The organism is Type-E symbiont of Plautia stali (genome assembly GCF_059731115.1).
In genome coordinates this window covers 1,547,191-1,564,241 of the sequence record NZ_AP035906.1, presented here as the reverse complement: position 1 = coordinate 1,564,241, position 17,051 = coordinate 1,547,191, and the positions used below count along the sequence as shown (strand labels likewise).

17 protein-coding genes and 2 tRNA genes are annotated in these 17,051 nt (G+C 52.7%); 11 read left to right on the top strand and 8 right to left on the bottom strand.

Annotation, left to right across the window (positions count from 1 at the left end; translation table 11 throughout):
* Nucleotides 1-271 precede the first annotated feature (271 nt).
* Nucleotides 272-2,104: a recombinase family protein gene (locus AC6I8L_RS07065; RefSeq protein ID WP_058959654.1), complete on the bottom strand. Its 1,833-nt coding sequence runs from the start codon at nucleotides 2,102-2,104 to the stop codon at nucleotides 272-274.
* Nucleotides 2,105-2,169: 65 nt separating this feature from the next.
* Between AC6I8L_RS07065 and wrbA the strand changes: the two genes are divergently transcribed.
* Genes wrbA through AC6I8L_RS07050 form a run of 3 tightly spaced genes read left to right on the top strand, consistent with a single transcriptional unit; the run spans nucleotide 2,170 to nucleotide 4,453 of the window.
* Complete coding sequence (wrbA, locus tag AC6I8L_RS07060; RefSeq protein WP_058959676.1) at nucleotides 2,170-2,775, top strand: NAD(P)H:quinone oxidoreductase; 606 nt, start codon at nucleotides 2,170-2,172, stop codon at nucleotides 2,773-2,775.
* A 20-nt stretch (nucleotides 2,776-2,795) separates the two neighbouring features.
* Nucleotides 2,796-3,026, top strand: a complete 231-nt coding sequence (locus AC6I8L_RS07055; RefSeq protein ID WP_038647733.1) for a YccJ family protein — start codon at nucleotides 2,796-2,798, stop codon at nucleotides 3,024-3,026.
* Nucleotides 3,027-3,079: 53 nt separating this feature from the next.
* Nucleotides 3,080-4,453, top strand: a complete 1,374-nt coding sequence (locus tag AC6I8L_RS07050; protein WP_058959655.1) for an NAD-dependent succinate-semialdehyde dehydrogenase — start codon at nucleotides 3,080-3,082, stop codon at nucleotides 4,451-4,453.
* Between the two features lie 48 nt (nucleotides 4,454-4,501).
* On the opposite strand, the gene agp is transcribed toward AC6I8L_RS07050, so the two are convergent.
* The 3 genes from agp to AC6I8L_RS07035 form a co-directional block, all read right to left on the bottom strand.
* A complete protein-coding gene (gene agp / locus AC6I8L_RS07045) occupies nucleotides 4,502-6,124 on the bottom strand; it encodes a bifunctional glucose-1-phosphatase/inositol phosphatase (RefSeq protein WP_201785662.1) in 1,623 nt (540 codons plus the stop codon).
* Between the two features lie 256 nt (nucleotides 6,125-6,380).
* A tRNA-Ser gene (locus tag AC6I8L_RS07040) sits at nucleotides 6,381-6,468 on the bottom strand.
* A gap of 35 nt (nucleotides 6,469-6,503) precedes the next feature.
* Nucleotides 6,504-6,591 (bottom strand) — tRNA-Ser (locus AC6I8L_RS07035).
* Between the two features lie 224 nt (nucleotides 6,592-6,815).
* Here AC6I8L_RS07035 and yccA point away from each other — a divergent pair.
* Complete coding sequence (gene yccA / locus AC6I8L_RS07030; protein WP_034820380.1) at nucleotides 6,816-7,472, top strand: FtsH protease modulator YccA; 657 nt, start codon at nucleotides 6,816-6,818, stop codon at nucleotides 7,470-7,472.
* Between the two features lie 100 nt (nucleotides 7,473-7,572).
* Entirely contained in the window at nucleotides 7,573-7,899 is a 327-nt protein-coding gene (gene tusE / locus AC6I8L_RS07025; protein ID WP_038647738.1) for a sulfurtransferase TusE, read from the top strand.
* On the opposite strand, the gene yccX is transcribed toward tusE, so the two are convergent.
* Nucleotides 7,900-8,178, bottom strand: coding sequence for an acylphosphatase (gene yccX, locus AC6I8L_RS07020; RefSeq protein ID WP_058959657.1), 279 nt, complete (start codon nucleotides 8,176-8,178; stop codon nucleotides 7,900-7,902).
* 82 nt (nucleotides 8,179-8,260) lie between these two features.
* Between yccX and rlmI the strand changes: the two genes are divergently transcribed.
* Together rlmI and hspQ are read left to right on the top strand one after the other, a co-directional pair.
* A complete protein-coding gene (rlmI, locus tag AC6I8L_RS07015) occupies nucleotides 8,261-9,451 on the top strand; it encodes a 23S rRNA (cytosine(1962)-C(5))-methyltransferase RlmI (RefSeq protein WP_058959658.1) in 1,191 nt (396 codons plus the stop codon).
* Nucleotides 9,452-9,509: 58 nt separating this feature from the next.
* Entirely contained in the window at nucleotides 9,510-9,827 is a 318-nt protein-coding gene (gene hspQ / locus AC6I8L_RS07010; RefSeq protein ID WP_034820407.1) for a heat shock protein HspQ, read from the top strand.
* Between the two features lie 32 nt (nucleotides 9,828-9,859).
* On the opposite strand, the gene AC6I8L_RS07005 is transcribed toward hspQ, so the two are convergent.
* Nucleotides 9,860-10,282: a CoA-binding protein gene (locus AC6I8L_RS07005; RefSeq protein ID WP_034820410.1), complete on the bottom strand. Its 423-nt coding sequence runs from the start codon at nucleotides 10,280-10,282 to the stop codon at nucleotides 9,860-9,862.
* Nucleotides 10,283-10,457: 175 nt separating this feature from the next.
* Between AC6I8L_RS07005 and AC6I8L_RS07000 the strand changes: the two genes are divergently transcribed.
* The gene (locus AC6I8L_RS07000) at nucleotides 10,458-11,084 is read left to right on the top strand and encodes a YccT family protein (protein ID WP_058959659.1); all 627 of its coding nucleotides are present in this window, start codon (nucleotides 10,458-10,460) and stop codon (nucleotides 11,082-11,084) included.
* A gap of 67 nt (nucleotides 11,085-11,151) precedes the next feature.
* The gene (locus AC6I8L_RS06995) at nucleotides 11,152-11,613 is read left to right on the top strand and encodes a methylglyoxal synthase (protein WP_034820416.1); all 462 of its coding nucleotides are present in this window, start codon (nucleotides 11,152-11,154) and stop codon (nucleotides 11,611-11,613) included.
* Nucleotides 11,614-11,616: 3 nt separating this feature from the next.
* Here AC6I8L_RS06995 and helD read toward each other — a convergent pair whose 3' ends face one another.
* Nucleotides 11,617-13,671, bottom strand: a complete 2,055-nt coding sequence (helD, locus tag AC6I8L_RS06990; RefSeq protein ID WP_058959660.1) for a DNA helicase IV — start codon at nucleotides 13,669-13,671, stop codon at nucleotides 11,617-11,619.
* A 123-nt stretch (nucleotides 13,672-13,794) separates the two neighbouring features.
* Here helD and AC6I8L_RS06985 point away from each other — a divergent pair, with 123 nt between their 5' ends.
* Both AC6I8L_RS06985 and yccS read left to right on the top strand, forming a co-directional pair.
* Complete coding sequence (locus tag AC6I8L_RS06985) at nucleotides 13,795-14,238, top strand: YccF domain-containing protein (protein ID WP_034820431.1); 444 nt, start codon at nucleotides 13,795-13,797, stop codon at nucleotides 14,236-14,238.
* A gap of 12 nt (nucleotides 14,239-14,250) precedes the next feature.
* Nucleotides 14,251-16,389: a YccS family putative transporter gene (yccS, locus tag AC6I8L_RS06980; protein ID WP_058959661.1), complete on the top strand. Its 2,139-nt coding sequence runs from the start codon at nucleotides 14,251-14,253 to the stop codon at nucleotides 16,387-16,389.
* Between the two features lies 1 nt (nucleotide 16,390).
* On the opposite strand, the gene AC6I8L_RS06975 is transcribed toward yccS, so the two are convergent.
* The gene (locus AC6I8L_RS06975) at nucleotides 16,391-17,014 is read right to left on the bottom strand and encodes a TfoX/Sxy family DNA transformation protein (RefSeq protein ID WP_038647753.1); all 624 of its coding nucleotides are present in this window, start codon (nucleotides 17,012-17,014) and stop codon (nucleotides 16,391-16,393) included.
* Nucleotides 17,015-17,051 lie beyond the last annotated feature (37 nt).

Genomic DNA, 17,051 nt, shown 5'->3' with positions numbered 1-17,051 from the left:
TAATGGGACATCTGAGCAGTTACAGCAAAGCAGAACTACGTTTACAGAATGGTTGTGGAAAAGTGATCGGGGGTATTACCACGGCAAGGTGTGGCGACTATCAACCAGATAGGGAAATGTGGATGTGTGATGGTTGTCATAAGCGCTGGGTAGAAGCTGTCAAAGAGATGCACGAGAAAGAGCAGCAGAAATGATTATTGCGGGGGTATGCTCCCCGCTTTCAACTCACCACCATTCTTACAGGGTAACTTTGTATGCGCCTTAAAGCGTTTTAATCATCCTTGTTTGGATAGTCTGATTCTACTTCAGGCCATTCAGACATATCAGGGAAACTGTCAACTTCTTGTGGTTTGGCGGCATTCACTGTTATCCCACCAGACACACCAGCAAGCATATTCCACTCAGCGATACGTTCATCATCGGTGGCAATCTGGAACTGCCATGTTGCGTCATACTCTTTCAGATATTCGAAATGGCAGATTACGCTGCCGTTATATAGATGAATGTCACAGGTTTGGCGGGATCCATAGATGGTTATTTTCCTGACAAGCTTCAAAATTACTGACTGCGCTTGCGCACGGTCAGCTTTCGAATTCAGGAGATCCAGATTACCGAGGTTGTTAGAATTCAGCACATCGGCTTTCAGATATTCGGATTTGATGTCCTTTTCAATCTGATTGAGTTCCTTCTTCACTTTCCCCATCTGTTTCAACACATCTGGCGGTACACCAACAGCAGCCAGCGATACGATGGTTTGAGTCAGGTTGGTAATCACCTTCTCTTTCTCTGCCTTCAACGTTTCGAGCCTGCTCAGCGTGACATGATCCGTTGTGTTGCCAGAAATTGTTTTAAGATAGGCGAACAAACCTCTGCACAGATTGATATCAAACGCCTTTCGGGAAGCTGTGCGACATTCTGTACCCTGAATTGCGTCTGAGCGTCTACCTGCGCCACGGGAACGAACAGGTGAAGGACTTGCATTAGGGTCTCTCTGTCTACGCTCAACAAAGCTATTACAGCGGTAAACGCCATAGTAAAGAGGTGCACGCATCGCTGATGGTGTCATTGTCAGACCACAGTCACCACACGTCAGTAGAGTGCGGAAGATGTTAAGGTAAATTGGGCTGTCAGTTGTTGAACATTTACCCCGAGGTTTACCTTGTGACATGTCCTGGACAGTGCGAAAGGTCAGCATATCAATTATTGCAGGATAATAATCTTTGATTGCTGGTCTGGATGGAGTCTCTGGCTTAGTTCCAATCACCGTCTCCGATTGAAGCAGGTATTTCACGCTCTCTCTTGACCAATCTCCAGCATACGCATCTTTGCCTTCAGCCTGTAATTGGAGAATCTTCTTCCTACGGTCAGAACGGATCATCCTGTGGTTGATGGTTGGTGTCCGTGCTTCATTCAGTCGGATGGCGATGCGGTAGAAACTATCACCCTGCATTCGGTAGTTAAAAATCATCCTGACGATTTCAGCTTTCGCTTCATCAACGATAAACACGCCGTCAGCCAATCTGAGCCAGCCAGGTGTCACGAACTTCATCGGTTTGCCGTCCAATTGGTGGAGTTGATACTTCCCTTCCGCCACAGCAAGACCACGCTCCGATTTCTTTAATGATTCTTCGAAAGCCACGAAGGATTTCATCAGCACCATCATCAGGTGTGACATGTTGCGGCTGAGTGATGTTGAATCGTACTCTGCGCCATCCTGTAATGTAACGATGGTGATCCCTGCATCAACTATCTCGCCAATATCGGCAAAAGCTCTGAAAGGTTCTGCCCGACTCAATCGGTCAAACGCCTCAACACAAAGTTTGCTGCCACGAGGAATTTTACCATTACGAATATCATCGAATAATCGTTTGAGTTCGCCTGTGGAACGGTTTAAGGATTGCTCTATCCATTCACCATCAGCCACCTGGACAGGCTTCTTTTTAAAACCTGACATACCTTTGTCGATATAGATAAATTGTGGCTGTGCGTGGTCGTCAGGATGACTGGCGAGGTATTGTGCCACCATATCACGCTGCCTACGTAGACTGTCACCACTGGACTGTTCAGTGCTCGACCACCTCATGTATTGCACGATCATTGCCATAAAATTCGCTACCTCTCTGCGTCTACTATACTCGTGAAACGGTCAAAACTGAAAGAGACAGAATGATGCGAAATGTACGTATACTTGTGCTTTATTACTCAATGTATGGACATATCGAAACCATGGCGCAAGCCGTGGCTGAAGGCGCAAAGAGTGTGAGCGGTGCGGAAGTCACCATTCTTCGTGTACCGGAAAGCATGGATGCGGAGAGATTTGCGCAGGTGGGCGGCAAGGTGAATCAGCCAGCGGCTGAAGCAAAACCTGAAGATTTAACCCAATACGACGCCATCATCGTGGGTACGCCAACCCGCTTTGGCAATATGGCCGGTCAGATGCGTAATTTCTGGGATCGCACCGGCGGATTATGGGCCTCAGGCGCGCTGTACGGCAAACTCGCCAGTGTATTCGCCTCTACCGGCACCGGTGGCGGTCAGGAACAAACCATCACCTCCGTTTGGACCACCCTCGCCCATCACGGCATGGTTATCGTGCCTATCGGTTATGGCACCAAAGAACTTTTCGATATTTCTCAGGTTCGGGGCGGTACGCCTTATGGCGCCACCACGATTGCTGGCGGTGATGGCTCACGCCAACCGTCAGCAGAAGAACTGGGAATTGCCCGCTATCAGGGCCAATACGTCGCCGGACTGGCGGTAAAACTGCAAGGATAAATCCACAACAGGAGACCTTTATGGCCACAGAACAGTCGAAAGCTCACCACGTGGGCGAATGGGCCACGCTGCGCCACACCTCACCTGAAATTGCTGAAGCCATTTTTGAGGTGGCGAATTATGACGAACGACTCGCGGAAGAAATCTGGCGTCAGCAAGGTAGCGACGATGTGCTGCTCCGCGCTTTTGATAAGACCGATCAGGACGTTCTGACGTGGGACGACAAAACAGTCGAGCGTAAAAACGTTTAACACGCAGGCGGGCATGTCCCGCCTTTGTCATTTTTTCTGCCAAGGAGCCCTTTATGTCAGCCTACCAAAGCATCAACCCGGCCAATAATCAGTTGCTGAAATCCTGGCCTAATCACGATGACACCTATATGCAGCAGGCACTCAGCGCGGCTGACGAACTCTACCACTCTACGTGGTGTAAAGGCGATATGCAGCCACGTCTGCAGGTGCTGCACCGACTGGCCGATTTAATTGATCAGCGCGTTGACGAATTAGCTGAGATTGCCAGTCGTGAGATGGGCAAGTTAATCGGGCAGAGCCGGGGGGAAGTAAAAATCTGCGCGCAGATCGCTCGGTACTATGCCGAACATGCGGCTCACTTATTGCAGGCACAACCTTATCCCAGCACGGTGGGCGATGCCTGGCTTGAGTATCACCCGATTGGCGTAGTGGTCGCCGTCGAGCCCTGGAACTTCCCATATTACCAGCTGATGCGCGTGCTGGCGCCGAATCTGGCACTGGGAAATCCGGTGCTAGCGAAACATGCCAACATTGTGCCGCACTGTGCGGATGTCTTCGAAAAACTGGTTGAAGAAGCGGGTGCGCCAAAGGGGGCGTGGACCAATCTGTTTGTCTCGAATCAACAGGTCGCCGATCTGATTGCCGATCCGCGCGTGCAAGGTGTCGCGCTGACGGGCTCTGAACGTGCCGGTAGCGCCGTGGCGGAACAAGCAGGTAAACATCTAAAAAAATCCACGCTGGAGCTAGGCGGCAATGATGTATTCGTGGTGCTGGACGATGCCGATATCGACGAAGCCGTGCGCCAGGGCGCGCAGGCGCGATTAAGTAACTGTGGTCAGGTATGTACCGCAGCGAAGCGCTTTATCCTGCACGAAAAAATCGCGACGGAGTTTATGGCAAAGTTTAGCGCGGCCCTGCAATCAGCTAAACCGGGGGATCCACTGGATGAAAGCACCACGCTGGGTCCGCTTTCATCGAAAGAGGCTCGCGACCGTTTAGTGAAACAGGTTGAGGATGCGGTTAAGCAGGGTGCGCATGTTGAAGTGGGCGGAAAAGTGATAGAAGGCGTGGGTTGTTATTATCAGCCGACGATACTGACTGGCCTCACACCGCAAAATCCCGCCTATTACCAGGAGTTCTTTGGACCGGTGGCACAGGTTTATGTGGTGGCTGACGATCGCACCGCCATTGCACTGGCCAATGATTCGCACTACGGTCTGGGCGGTTCAGTGTGGACGCGCGATATTTTGCGTGGGCGCAACATGGCATCGCAGATCGAGACCGGTATGGTGTTTATCAACTCTCAGAGCGATACCGCCGCGGAGTTGCCGTTTGGTGGCGTGAAACGCTCAGGCTATGGACGGGAGTTGTCCGATCTTGGCCTGAAGGAGTTTGCGAATCAAAAACTGGTGGTCGTCGCCGGTTAACGGAAATAAAAAACCCCGTCGCGACGGGGTTTTTTCATTACAGCGACGTTAGTTGCTGGCAGGAGCGGCTTTTGCTGCCTCACCTTCCGGCTTGGCTGGCGTCGCATCTGACTGCGCTTTCTGCGCTGCGGCGGCATCGGCTTTCGCTTTGTCATCCGCCGCTTTCTGTGCGGTGGTTTTCTCAGCTTTCGCTTTATCCTCTGCGGCTTTTTGGGCAGCCGCTTTGTCAGCCTTCACTTTCTCTTCAGCGGCTTTAGCATCAGCCGCTTTCTGCGCAGCTGCTTTGTCCGCTGCGGCTTTGTCGGCGGCCGCTTTATCTGCAGCGGCTTGATCCGCTTTCGTTTTAGCGTCGTCATTGGCGGCAGGAGGCGCTGGTTGTGCCGCTGGCTGTGCTGCTGGAGCCGGAGCAGCCGGCTGCAGCGGGGTACCCTGCAGTGCAGTATTCAACGCGGTAGCAAACTGATCCCAGCTGCAGTAGCCGTTGGCATCGGCATCACAGCCTGCCAGTTGCAGCGTGACACGCTTCGGCGGGTTTTTCAGGCTCAGCACATCAGCATTGCGCAGTTGCTCTGCGGTCTGATAAACGTATTCCACTTTCAGCAGATCTTTGTTGTTTTTAGCATCGTGCCAGCGCTCAAACACCACCTGGCCACCGATGGGCGTTTTCTCATCGTTACCCGGCAGCTCGTATGGCTTAACCTGCAATGCGCTCAGCAGCGAGGCAATATTCGAATCATGCCCCACCATCACTGTGACTTTCGGTGCGTTCGCTTTGTCCTGGTCCACTAGCTGGCTGCGGATGTAATCCACCAGCGGTGCGGCCACTTCACGCGCGACATCGGGAGAAGTGAACAGCGCATCCTGATAACCATTTTTGATTGCCGCGAGGGATTTCCACTGCTCAGGGGTTTTAATCTGGCCCCAGGCCACCTGATCGGCCGGGAAACCTTCGTAATATTGCAGCGTGAAGGCATCAACCAGCGAATTGCCGATTTTCAACGGTCCATTCACGTTAGGCTCTTTGCCATTTTCTGCGCTGAAGGTGTTGTCACCGCCGCTCAGATCACACTGTTTTTTGCCGTTACAGGCCGGTGCCGATTTGTAATCAACAATTTTTTCTAACTGCTGGAAAGCCGGTTTCAGCGCCAGCTTCTCATTCGCAGCCGTCATCGCCGCCAGCGCTTTCTTATTGAATTCGTCGCTGCCGTCCGTGATCACCGGATTAAAGATAGGATCCATGGTGCCCATCGCATCCTGATGCGTCACGGAAATATCACAACCCGGGAAAGCGCCAGTAATGAAGTATTGCGCGGTGGCGACCGTACGTTGCAGGCTGTTGGCATAGACAAAGATGTTGCTGCTGTCCGGGCAGGTGCCGCTTTCCACCAGACCCTGTTGTGCCAGCCACTGACGGGTATAGTTACCCATGTAGACTTCCAGCACGCCGCCTTTGGTGGTTAACTCGCCGCCGGGCACATCCCACTGCGGCCAATTCTTCTTGGTGGATTGTTCCAGCACGCTGCCGTTGTTGGCTAACGGTGCACGCAGATTGTGACGGCTCAGCATCAGCACTTGCTGTAACTGCATATCTCCATCTGCCGCGTAAGCAGACATACCGATCGGGAGCGCAGCGATAACTGACAACGCGCAAAGACTCAGTTTCTTGATCATTGTGCCTATTCCATAATTCATCAGTGAAACACTCTGGCATTCAAACGATTAGCTCGCCATTGAGCGAATTACCGCACAGTGTAACCCAGCTTGCCTCGGAAAATCGCCAGATGTTTACAAAAACCGTGAATGGAATATAGCAGTAAACGCGCGTGCCGTCGGTTAACGGCAGCAGATTGAAAAGCAACGGGATGTTTTTCGGAATTCCGGAACGCAGAAAAGCAAAAAGCCCGCATTTCTGCGGGCTTCTTTAATATGGCGGAGGAACAGAGATTCGAACTCTGGGATGGTTTCCCATCGACGGTTTTCAAGACCGTTGCCTTAAGCCACTCGGCCATCCCTCCGGAAATCTTTTTGTCACTTCACTCTGCAAGAGTGATGGCGGAGGAGGAGAGATTCGAACTCTCGGATGGTTTCCCATCGACGGTTTTCAAGACCGTTGCCTTAAGCCACTCGGCCACCCCTCCGCAATGAGGCGCACTATAAACATCCCCCCGAACGATGTAAAGCGCGGATTGAATCGTTCGCCTGAAAAACAGCCAAAATCCATTTTTTCGCTGTCAAAATCACCATTCTGCTCAGTGAAACAGCAATTTATCGCGTAAAGATGGGTAAAACGACTTTGCTGTCTGGTAGCCGTTGCGTATCCTCAGGCCATATTTGGTGTTCTCTCTCTATAATGGAGCGCATGATGGATAGAATAATTAGCTCGTCACAGCAGCAATCGCTGATCAGCACCCACAAAGTGCTGCGCAATACCTACTTCTTACTTGGCCTGACGCTGGCGTTCTCCGCGGTCACTGCCACGCTCAGCACCGTTTTTGCTCTGCCCTCTCCCGGATTAATTTTGATGCTGGTCGGTTTTTACGGTCTGATGTTCCTGACCTACCGTCTGGCGAATAGCCCGGCTGGTATTCTGGCGGCCTTCGCCTTTACTGGTTTCCTCGGTTATTGCCTTGGCCCAATCCTAAGTTCCTTCCTTGCTGCAGGCATGGGTGATGTGATTGCCATGGCGCTGGGCGGTACGGCGCTGGTGTTCTTCTGCTGTTCGGCCTACGTCCTGACCACGCGTCGTGACATGTCCTTCCTTGGCGGCATGATGATGGCTGGCTTCGTGGTGCTGCTGGTTGCGGTCGTGGCGAATATTTTCCTGCAATTGCCAGCGCTGCATCTGGCGATCAGTGCGCTGTTTATCCTGTTCTCAGCGGGTGCGATTCTGTGGGAAACCAGTAACATCATTCATGGCGGCGAAACCAACTATATCCGCGCCACCGTGAGCTTGTATGTGTCGCTGTATAACATCTTTGTCAGCCTGCTGAGCCTGTTAGGCTTCGCCAGCAAAGATTAAGCTACAGACGTAAATGTCCAAAACCCCGCTTCGGCGGGGTTTTTGCTTTTTAGCCGTTGGCGAACTTACAATACGCCGATTGATGCTGTGAGGAATGACTGTGATTTTTGCCGGTAAAGAGATCGCCACCGATGCGGAAGGCTACTTAAAAAATAGTGCGGACTGGAGCGAAGCACTCGCTGCGGTGATTGCTGAGAATGAAGCCATTGTGATGAGTGAGGCTCACTGGGAAGTGGTGCACTTTGTGCGCGCCTTCTATCAGGAGTTCAATACTTCCCCTGCGGTGCGCATGCTGGTGAAAGCCATGGCGCAGAAGTATGGCGAGGAAAAAGGCAATAGCCGTTACCTGTTCCGACTGTTCCCTGAAGGTCCGGCAAAACAAGCCACTAAAATTGCCGGTCTGCCAAAACCTGCCAAGTGTCTGTAATCAGCCAGTGGTAAATCGCGTGGGCATCGGCGTGGGTTGATGAGGTTCCACCAGCACCTTATCGACCCGTGCACTGGTTGGCCCGCCTGCTTTTAGCCAGGCGATTAACGCCTCCACTTTTTGTTCATCGCCAGCGGCCAGCACTTCAACACTGCCGTCGCGCAGGTTGTGCGCATAACCGGTAACGCCCAGTTTATTGGCCTGTGACTGGGTGTAATAACGAAAGCCTACCCCTTGCACTATACCGTGCACCCAGATTTTGTAGCACGTGTTCGCCATGGCTATCTCCCCATTGTGCGTTGCAATTTGCCGCCATCCACCGGAAAATGGCGCCTCATTTTTTCAGGTAAGCATAGCAAACATGACCGTTCGATTGATTCTCGCAAAGGGACGTGAAAAATCCCTGCTCCGCCGCCATCCGTGGGTGTTCTCAGGTGCCGTTGCCCGTATGGAAGGTAAAGCCCAGTCTGGTGAAACTATTGATGTCTGCGACAGCAATGGTAAATGGCTGGCCCGTGCCGCTTATTCTCCACAGTCACAAATTCGCGCGCGCGTCTGGAGCTGGCAGCAGGATGAGTCAATCGACATCGCCTTCTTTGTCCGCGCTTTTGAAAAAGCGCAGCAGTGGCGCAAATGGTTGGCGCAACGTGATGGCCTTGATAGCTATCGCCTGATTGCCGGTGAGTCGGATGGCATGCCTGGCGTGACCATTGACCGTTTCGGCAACTTTATGGTGCTGCAGCTACTGTCCGCCGGTGCTGAATATCAACGCCCGGCGATTCTCTCTGCCTTACAGCAGTGCTTCCCAACTTGCGCGATTTACGATCGTTCTGATGTTACCGTGCGCAAAAAAGAAGGACTGGAACTGACACAAGGCCCAGTCACTGGTGAACTGCCGCCGCCGTTACTGCCGATTACCGAACATGGCATGAAATTGCTGGTCGATATTCAGGGTGGCCATAAAACCGGTTACTACCTTGATCAACGTGACAGCCGTTTTGCCACGCGCCGCTACGCTGAAAACGCTCGCGTGCTGAACTGCTTCTCTTACACCGGCGGATTTGCCGTGTCGGCTCTGATGGGTGGCTGCCGCGAAGTGATTAGCGTGGATACGTCACAGGATGCGCTGGATGTGGCGAAACAGAACGTTGAGCTCAATGGCCTTGATCTGTCTCGTGCACAGTTCGTGCGTGATGATGTGTTCAAACTGCTGCGTCGCTACCGTGACAGCGGCGAAAAGTTTGACGTGATCGTGATGGATCCGCCGAAATTTGTTGAGAACAAGAATCAGCTGATGGGCGCCTGCCGCGGATATAAGGATATTAATATGCTGGCGATGCAGTTGCTCAACCCTAACGGTATTCTGCTGACGTTCTCTTGCTCAGGACTGATGGCCACCGATCTTTTCCAGAAAATTATCGCCGATGCCGCAGTGGATGCGGGTCGTGATGTACAATTTGTAGAGCAGTTCCGTCAGGCAGCCGATCACCCAGTGATCGCCAGCTATCCTGAAGGTCTTTATCTGAAAGGTTTTGCCTGCCGCGTGCTGTGACTTGAAAATCTGTACCCTGCCTCCATATTAGAGACAGGGCACAGTTTTGGGAGGCACCATGATTACCAGTAAATTTGGCATTGGACAGCAGGTCCGTCACCGTCTCTCCGGGGTGCTCGGCGTTATTGTGGATGTCGATCCGGAGTTTTCGCTCGATGAACCCGAGCAAGATGATGTAGCCGCCAGTGAAACGCTGCGCGCCGCACCCTGGTATCACGTAGTGATGGAAGATGAAGAAGGCGAACAGGTGCACACCTATGTTGCTGAAATTCAGCTCGCCGGTGAAACGTCGTATGAGCATCCTGAGCAACCTTCGATGGATGAACTTGCTGCTTCCATCCGGCAGCAGTTGCAGGCACCTAGCCTGCGCCATTAATGACAACGGCGACCTCGGTCGCCGTTTCAGCTTTACGACGCGATGGGCGGAATACCCAGACGCGGAATTTCAATCTTAGGACAACGATCCATCACCACCGTCATGCCCGCATCGCGCGCTAGCACTGCCGCCTGCTCATTGATCACGCCCAATTGCAGCCACAGTGTATCGGCACCAATGGCAATCGCTTCCTGCGCCACACCCCACGCGGCCTCAGCATTGCGAAACACATCTACCATATCCACTTTACCCGGAATTTCTGCCAGCGTGGCGTAAGCGGTCTGCCCCAGCAACTGCTGCCCCGCCAGTTTTGGACTCACCGGAATAACCTCATAACCCTGATCAAGCAAAAACTTCATCACACCATAGCTTGGGCGATCGGCGCGATCGCTCGCCCCTACCAATGCAATGCGTTTGGTGCGGCTCAATACATCACGAATCGTTTGATCATTCATTTTTTTCTCCTTGTTCGTTCGCCTGAGTGTAGTTGCCATTGCGTGACACAGTGCAAGCCCCTCAGATAAAAACTTTGCGCCTCAGCACGAATAAATATGTGAAAATGTAAATTTAATGCCATAATGTAATAATTTGCTACACATCACCCTTAATCCCCATCCTCCGGGAGTTGAAATGAAGCTGTCTTTGGCTGTTACGAGTTTACTCGTGTTACTCGTATCGGCATCCTGCCATGCCATCACCCTCAAACTCGATCCTGAAATCGACTTGCTGGTGCTCGATGGTCGCAAAATCTCAGGCTCGTTGCTGAAAGGCGCGGATAGCCTGGAGCTGGAGCGTGGGCAGCATCAATTCCTGTTTCGCGTTGAAAAACCTTGTGCGGATGCCACGCATTTTCAGTCGGTGCCGATGATCGTCACGTTCAATGCCAGCGCCACCTCAGTCGCGATTCGTTTACCCGTTCTGGCCAACCGACGAGAACGCAGCACGTTCGATAAGGCGCTAAATTTCCAGCTCGTTGATGAACGAGGGAATGAAATCACCAGCCTGCGCGATCGCTTACCACAGGGTAGCGATAGCGATCTGGAAAAGGCCATGCTGAATTATAACCGTACTGCCCAGGCGGCATCGGTTCCTCGCTTTGCACTGCAATCGGTGAGTGCGCCGGATGCCCAGATGAGTCTCGATTTTGCCTGGCAGGATGCGGGAGAGTTACCTTATCTGCAACAGTGGTTTCAGCGCTTTGATGCTGCTACACGCCTGAAATTTATCAGTTGGATGAAAACCTTACGCGCAAGTTGATAGTGTTGAAATGTCAGGGGTACACTCATGCCTTAAAATTAATGCATGAGAAGAAACAGGAAGCCCTATGGAGCAGACCGTTCGTACCCTTAACGTTCAGAAACACATTGCCCTCGTTGCCCACGATCACTGTAAAGCGACGCTACTGGAGTGGGTTAAAGCCAACCAGAGCGCGCTGCAACCGCATGTGCTCTATGCCACCGGCACCACAGGTAATCTGATTAATCGCCACACCGGTTTAGACGTCAACGCCATGCTAAGCGGCCCGATGGGTGGCGATCAGCAAGTGGGTGCTTTGATCTCCGAAGGGAAAATCGATGTGCTGTTCTTCTTTTGGGATCCGTTAAATGCGGTGCCGCACGATCCCGATGTCAAAGCCCTGTTACGTCTGGCCACCGTGTGGAATATCCCGGTGGCGACCAATCGCGCCACCGCGGATTTCATTATTCAGGCACCGATGTTTGCCCAGCAGTTTGAGATCCAAATCCCCGATTATCAGCGCTATCTTGCCGACCGCCTGAAAGCGTAATGTTCAGGCCTTTCGACTTTGCGGCACGCCCAATTCGCGGAAGTGTTCGACAAAAACGGAAGGCCGATCTTTATCAAACAGCATCCACACTTGCTGACGTGCGCGGGTAATCGCCACATAGGCCAACCGTCGCTCTTCAGCGTCAGGGAAATCTTCCGGCTGGGGTAATAACCCCTCTTCCATAATCGATTCACGCGCCTCAGCGGGGAAGCCATCACGCCCCTCATGCAGGCCCAGCATAATGACAAAATCTGCCTGCTGCCCTTTGCTGGCATGAATGGTCATAAAATCGATCTGCAATTTCGGCCAGCGCGTTTTGGCTTTATCGAGGATGGCAGGACGCAAATGGTGATAGCGCGCCAGCAACAGCACACGCTCTTCCGGTTTCGCATAGCCACTTAATTTATCCAGCAACGGTTCCAGTTGCTCCTGCGGCAGCAGCGTGACTGACTTCTTATTCCCCTTGCTCAGACTGTTGAGCGGCTTGCGCAGCTGATGTGGATTCTGCTGCACAAAGCGGTTGGCAATCTCACCGATGCGATCGTTGAAACGATAGGTGGTGTCCAGCACACAGCGATCGCCGTCACCAAAGTAGTGGTGGAAAGCCGTGGTCAGACTCATCTCGGCGCCGCTGAAACGGTATATTGCCTGCCAGTCATCGCCCACTGCGAACAAACTGGTGCGCTTATTCTGCTGACGTAACGCAGTCAATAAAGCGGCACGCTGTGGCGAGATATCCTGAAACTCATCCACGAGAATATGCTTCCACGGACTGATAAAGCGCCCTTTTTCGAGAATGGCAATCGCCTGATGGATCAGTCCGGAGAAATCGACTGCCCCCTCCTCTTTCAACGCACTTTTCCAGGCTTTTAATAGCGGCGCCATCAGTTTGACGCGTTTACTGAAATTATCGCGGAAATCTTCTGGTACATCGGCAATCATCGCCGCCTGCGCACCGCCGTGCATGCGCATCAGTCCCAGCCAGCGCTCCATGCGTGAGGCCAGCCGTTGCGCCAACTTGTCATCCTGCCAGAATGGGCCTTCAGCGACCTCCCACTCCAGTTCCTCCTGCAACCATTGACGCCAACCGCTCGCCTGCGCTTTTTTACTGTTGCACTGTTCGCGCCAGGTGTCGATCAGCAGTTGCCGCCGCGCCTTGCTGTCACTTTCAAGCTTGCTGATCACCGGCTGCTTATTGCTGCCTTCGCGGATGATGTGCAATGCCAGCGCGTGAAACGTTCGCGCCTGAATCGCACTCTCACCTAAGCGTTGCTGAATACGATCGTTCATCTCTTCGGCCGCCTGGCGACCAAATGCCAGCAGCAGAATCTGCTCCGGCTGTGACAGCTTGCGTTTCAGCAACCAACCGGCACGTGCCACCAGCACCGAGGTTTTACCACTTCCCGCACCGGCCAGCACCAGTAAGGCGTCTTCACCGTTGACCACCGCTTCGCACTGGGAAGCATTAAGCGGTGTAGTTTCGACAGTGGAGAAAAATTCGTGGTAGTCCTTGATGACCTTCGTCGTCCATTCACGGTTGCGCTGGCGAATGGCGGTTTCACCTTGTTCTAACCACTGCTGGCAAAACTGCCAGCGCGCACGGCAATTATCAAACTCATTCAGGCGCGAAAGTGGCAGCGGTAAGGCGGAAAATTGGCGTTGAATGCTCTCCTTTACCGTAGCCAGTTCGCTACGCTTTAACCAGCGATCCTGTTGCGTGAAGGCGATAATCTCCTGTTCCAAAGCCATCAGGACTTGTGCACTGACTTCGCTCATTTCCTGGCTCCACTGCTGCCAGGCATGCTGCAAGTAATGGAAAAAACGCTGCGTCTCCTGCCATTCCGTGCCGTGCAGGCGTACAACCTTATCTTCTGGCAAGTGAAATTCCAGCTCTCCCCAAACCATGCCGCGTTTACAGGCAATGCTGATTAATTGATTGAACGGGATAAGATATTCGTGACGATCGCCACTGACTTCCACGCCAGCGGCCAGCAGACGCACCCGATTATAGGGATGCTGAGCCAGACGTTTGCCCATTGATGTTGCTTTCAGTTCCATGTCCGCACCGTCTTGTGGAATTCGATTATCGCGCAGTTTACCTGTCAGACTCTTGGCGCTCCAGCCTTAAAACAGGCTAAACTGGGCGACACATATTGCGGATTGCAAAAGGAAAATCGTGTTATGCGCACCGTATTGAATATTCTTAACTTCGTTTTGGGTGGCGTGTTCACCACGCTAAGCTGGCTGTTTGCCACGCTTGTCAGCATTGTGCTTATCTTTACCCTGCCTTTAACGCGATCTTGCTGGGAAATCACTAAACTTTCACTTCTGCCCTTTGGTAATGAAGCGGTGCATGTCGATGTGCTGCGACCTGACAGTAAAAGCCATGTACTGAATGCTGGCGGAACCTTCCTCAACATTTTCTGGCTGGTGTTTTTCGGCTGGTGGCTGTGTCTGATGCATATTTCTGCTGGCATCATCCAATGCCTGACCATCATCGGTATCCCCGTCGGTATCGCTAACTTTAAAATTGCCGCTATCGCACTTTGGCCCGTAGGCCGCCGTGTGGTCTCGGTGGAAGAGGCTCAGGCCGCGCGTGAAGCGAATGCGCGTCGTCGATACTAAGGCGGACAATTGATGCTTCTGAACGCGATGCCGGGATGGCGACGTTATCTGTTCAATAGCAGCCTGCGTTATTTATTGCGCATTTTCTTCGCGCTGGCAGGGTGTGCCGCCGTTCCGTGGTGGCTGCAGCAAATAGAGTGGACCATTCCTTTGACGCTCGGCGTGGTGGCGGCCGCGCTGGCCGATCTGGATGACCGATGGACTGGTCGCCTGCGCAATCTGATGATTACGCTGGTCTGCTTCTGCATCGCTTCGGTATCGGTTGAGTTGCTGTTTCCCTATCCGTGGGCCTTTGCCATCGGTTTGGCGCTCTCGAGTTGGGGCTTCATTTTGCTTGGCGCTTTGGGGCAGCGCTATGCCACTATCGCTTTTGGTGCGCTGCTCATTGCGGTTTATACCATGTTGGGAATTGGCTTATTCCCTCAATGGTGGATGCAGCCCGCCCTGCTATTGATTGGTGCGCTGTGGTACAACCTGCTGACATTTATCGGACATTTGATTTTCCCGGTACGGCCGGTACAGGAGCAACTGGCGGCCAGCTTTTCTCAGTTGGCGAGTTATCTGGAAGCCAAGGCAAATCTGTTCGATCCAGATGCAGGTGAACAGGATGATGCCAGTACCATTGCCACGGCGATGGTGAACAGCCAGTTGGTGGCGCAACTTAATCAGACGAAAACCACCATTCAGAGTCGCTTGCGCGGCGACCGTGGATCGCGCAGCACACGTCGCAGTTTGCACTACTATTTCGTTGCGCAGGATATTCATGAACGCGCCAGCTCATCCCATCTGCAATATCACCTGCTGCGCGATAACTGGCGCTATAACGAAGTGCTGTTTCGCTTCCAGCGCCTGTTGAATATGCAAGCTCAAGCCTGTCGCAAGCTGGCTGAGAGCATCCTGCTACGCCAGGCATGGCACCATGACAGCAGTTTTGAGCGCACCTTCTCCCGGCTGGAAACGGCTTTGGAACGATTACAACAGAATGACCCGCAGGATTCGCACATCCGCGCGCTATTTTGGCTGCTGCGAAATTTGCGTGCGATTGATGCGCAACTGGCCTCGATTGAGTCTGAACAAGCGCTGGCAGAACCGCCTTCCTCAGCCGATAACCATCTTTCGCGTGAAGGGCTGAGTGGATGGGCGGATATCCGGTTACGGCTAAGCCGTCATCTGACTCCAGGTTCGGCATTATTCCGCCATGCTGTTCGCATGTCCCTCGTGCTTTGCGTTGGCTACGCTTTTATTCAGATTACCGGTCTTCATCGCGGCTACTGGATTTTGCTCACCAGCCTGTTTGTCTGCCAGCCTAACTACAATGCCACGCGCCGCCGGCTTGCCTTACGTATTGGTGGAACACTAGCGGGCATCGCTATTGGCTTACCGGTACTATGGTTAGTGCCCTCTATTGAAGGGCAACTGATTCTCATCGTGCTCAGTGGCGTACTGTTTTTTGCCTTTCGTCAGATTCAGTATGCGCAAGCCACACTATTCATCACCTTGCTGGTACTGCTCTGCTTTAACCTGCTGGGCGAAGGATTTGAGGTGGCGTTGCCGCGCATTGTTGACACCCTGTTGGGTTGCGGTCTGGCCTGGCTGGCAGTGGCATTTGTCTGGCCCGATTGGCGTTTTCGCAAAATTAGCGCCGTGGCGGAGCGTACGCTGAATGCCAATTGTCGTTATCTCGATGCCATCCTTGAGCAATATCATCAGGGTAAAGATAACCGTCTGGCTTATCGTGTGGCGCGTCGTGATGCTCACAATGCCGATGCGGAATTAGCATCGGTGGTCTCGAACATGAGTAGCGAACTTAAGCTTCAGCAACCGCTGCGTGAAAACGCGTTCCGGTTACTGTGTCTGAATCACTCTTTCCTGAGCTACATCTCAGCGCTGGGCGCACATCGCGAACGGCTTTCTGATCCCGCATTGCTCAAAGTTTTAGACGATGCAGTGTGTTTTGTTGAAGATGTGCTGCAGATTGAACGCGTTAACGACAAGCAGGCAGTAGCCATGCAGCAGCAGGTGATGCAGCAGTTAAGTGATATCAAAAACAGTTCGGACGTGCAGGCGCCGCTGGTGATGCAGCAGTTGGGTTTACTGATTGCCCTGCTGCCAGAAATTGCCCGCCTGCGCCGCACATTATCCAGTCATTAATTTAACGTTGCTCCACCGCATTTTTGGGGTGGAGCGTTTTGACATACCACGCGTAGAGCTCATCTCTAATCGCTGCAGGCAATGCGGCCTGGTGATGTCCGGAAATCGCCCCTTCCAATGCCATTAACGTTTTCAGCCCGATATGTTTGTTAACGGCACGCAGTTTGAGCCAGCTCTGGCGCGATCCCATTTCATGCAGCACTTTCACTGAACTGATGCCAACTTTATGCAGCATCATCTCCATGCGCAGGCTAAGGTTAGGCAGATCCTTTAGCCGTAAGGTCACTGTCCGGTTTGCTAACTCATGCTGTGCTGCGTGCAGCGCACTGGCCGACAACCGCAAGAGTTGCTCAGGATCCTGCCAAAGCTTCGCATCCACCTTGAAGTAATTCAGTTGCACTGGTATGCCGCGTTTGCGATAGACCAGCGGTTCAAGAGCACGTTGGGTGTGGTAAGTCTGCAATGCCTCACTGGCACGCAGGTAAAGCGCGTCTTCATTGATATACGCAAAAATGACCTTTTCTACTGTCAGAGCATAGCCACCAAATTGCGTTCGGGATTCGATCTTTCCCAGCGGCGCCAGCTGTGTTTTGGATTGTTTAACGAGTGGATTGTTGGTTTTCATTACAGCTCCTTTCCGTGAATTCTCATTCGAGAAAATT